This window comes from Neptunomonas sp. (assembly GCF_041601355.1).
GTDB lineage: Bacteria > Pseudomonadota > Gammaproteobacteria > Pseudomonadales > Balneatricaceae > Neptunomonas.
Window position 1 is genome coordinate 1 of sequence record NZ_JBFIIH010000239.1, and the last position, 2682, is coordinate 2682.

The window sequence follows — 2682 nt, forward strand, 5'->3', positions numbered from 1 at the left end:
AAGGCTTGATGGATTCAATCAAGCGGATGGATTTATACCCATAGTTAATAATGAAGGTATTTTGGCTCTCTTTGAGGAGAAAGAACAAAGTTTACGTAAGTGGCTTACAGGGCAAGATTTCGTGCTTTATGATTCAACAGGCGTATCAACTGGTTTTAATACTTTGTTTTTGTTATTCAAAGAGCTAGAAAAGAAAGGTATTCAGCTGGATCTGTTTATCAGCCCTTATCACCAAGAGTATCTGCATATTTTAGAGAGCAGCGGGCACTTTGACTTGTATCTGGAATGGAAAAAGGAGTTGGTAAAACAGCTATCAGAGGTTGGGTACTTTTCGAAAAATCGGCTTTTGGACTTCAGCGGTTTTAATAGGTATAGCATTGAGGCTGTACCAACAGAACGCGGAGTCTTTATGGCATGGTACTGGGAGCCTTCGCATTATCGTGAGGAACTTGGCGACGTTATTATTGAACATGTTATGACCAGGAACGCCGAGTTTGAACTGAGTCCTGATAATGTATCGGAGCGTCTTGTAAATGAAAAAGCGCTACTGAAGCGCTTTAATGTAAAGATAGACAATAATTGAAGTTAAACCAATATTTCCAACGGATGAGGGTGACTTAAAAAATCCCTCGGGCTGGCGGTAAATCCATAGGCTCCGGATTGAAAAACGGCTATCAAGTCGCCGATCTGGATCTCTGGTAGCTGCATTTTATCGGCAATGATATCCAGCGGTGTGCATAATGGCCCGACTACACTGACTTTTTCTTTGGTATCGCTATTTACATGGTTGGCCACGCATACAGGGTAGTTCTTTCGAATGATTTGTCCGAAGTTGCCAGAGGCTGAAAGATGATGATGCAGGCCGCCATTGGTAATGGCGAACTTTTCGCCGCGTGATTCTTTACATTCGACCACTTCAGAGACGTAAATCCCGGCTTCTCCGACAAAGTAGCGACCTAACTCCATCACAATTTCGGCTTCAGGCAGGCGTGCCTGTGCTTCAATTATTAACGGCTTCAGGTTGTCGGCAATTGCATCTAGCGGCAGTATTTCTTCACCGGGAAAGTAAGGTATCCCCAGGCCTCCGCCAATATTCAGCCAGGTAATGGGTTGTGGCGCAAACTCTGCTAGCCGATAGGCTAACGCAAAGGTTTTTGTCTGGGCTTCTATAATGGCTTCAGGACGCAGATTTTGTGAACCGCTGAAGATATGAAATCCTTTGAAATTCAGGTTTAACTCGCCACAGCGCTTTAGCATCTCTGGAACGCGTTCGGCATCTACACCAAAGGGTTTTGGCCCGCCGCCCATCTTCATGCCCGATGTTTTTAATTCGAAATCAGGATTAACACGAATTGCGACGTGTGGAAGGATATCCAGTGATTCACCGATTTGCGCTATACGCTCCATCTCGCCTTCAGATTCCATGTTGATAATGATGCCGGCTGCAATGGCTGATCTTAGCTCTGCATCATTTTTACCCGGGCCGGCAAAACTTATCGTCAGTGGATCGATACCGGTGTTCAGCGCTACCTGCATCTCTGCGACAGAGGCGACATCAATACCATCCGTCAGTTGAGATAGATGCTGTACTACGGCAGGCATTGGGTTGGCTTTCATTGCATAGTGTAGATGTAACCCCTGAGGTAGCACTTCGCGTAGTAGCTCGACTTTTTGCGTCATTATGCTGCGATCGTAAACGTAAAAGGGTGTCTGGCCTACGCGGGCGGCTAAGCGAGTAATAGACTGTCCGCCAGCGTGCAGGCAGTTATCAATGACCGGAAACCAATCCATATGGGCATGTTTAGGGGCTTCTTTTTTCAAGACGCTGTCTCCTGGAAGATGTCTTTATGTACAGTGGAAAGGCTTTTACGGTCAATTTTGCCGTTCTGGTTGCGCGGCAATGAGTCTACAAACAGAATTTTTTTAGGTAACATAAAGTTGGGTAACTGTTTCTGGCAGTGCATAAGCAGATCTTTATCGGTGATGGTTTCGTTTTGAACCGCGACCAGTAAAATGGCCTGGCCTAATAAGGGATGCGCAATGCCGAGCGCGGCTACCTCTTTTATCAACCCTGAACTATACAGTACCTCTTCTACTTCTGTAGGGCTGACACGATAACCAGAGGTTTTTATCATCTCGTCTTTGCGGCTGATAAAGTACAGATAACCTTCTTCATCTTTGCGTACCTGATCACCCGACCATACGGCAATCTCGGTTAAAGGCAGTTCTGGATGACGCCCGGGAATGGCTTTAAAGCGTTCTGCTGTTTTTGCCGGATCATTCCAATAGCCCATGGCGACCAAAGAGCCACGATGCACTAACTCGCCCGGTTCGCCCGGCGCACATTCGCTGCCATCTTCTCTGAGTACCAGGATCTCCGCATTTGGGATAGCCTTGCCCATCGACTCTGGCCGTATCGATACCTGATCGGGTGGCAGGTAAGTAGAACGAAATGCTTCGGTTAACCCGTACATCAGGTAAAAGTCGGTGGTTGGCAGTGATGCCGTTAATTTTTGTGTGGTTGCAACGGGCATAGCACCGCCGCTGTTAGTCAGATAACGCAGCGATTGTTTCGCTTCAATTGGCCATTCCAGCTCAGCCAGTTGATTCCATAATGGGGGAACCGCTGCTAAACCAGTAATCTGGTAGCGGGCTGTTGCCTTAACCACATCTCTGGGCAAG

Annotated in this window: 3 protein-coding genes; 1 reads left to right on the top strand and 2 read right to left on the bottom strand. The window is 46.9% G+C overall.

The window, feature by feature from the left end:
* A partial coding sequence (locus ABY436_RS19835; protein WP_372740653.1) for a hypothetical protein occupies nucleotides 1-583 on the top strand: 583 nt, incomplete at its 5' end.
* A 2-nt stretch (nucleotides 584-585) separates the two neighbouring features.
* Here the strand turns inward: ABY436_RS19835 and ABY436_RS19840 are convergent.
* A complete protein-coding gene (locus ABY436_RS19840) occupies nucleotides 586-1821 on the bottom strand; it encodes a pyridoxal-dependent decarboxylase, exosortase A system-associated (protein WP_372740654.1) in 1236 nt (411 codons plus the stop codon).
* A partial coding sequence (locus ABY436_RS19845) for an AMP-binding protein (protein ID WP_372740655.1) occupies nucleotides 1818-2682 on the bottom strand: 865 nt, incomplete at its 5' end. The genes ABY436_RS19845 and ABY436_RS19840, both read right to left, overlap by 4 nt.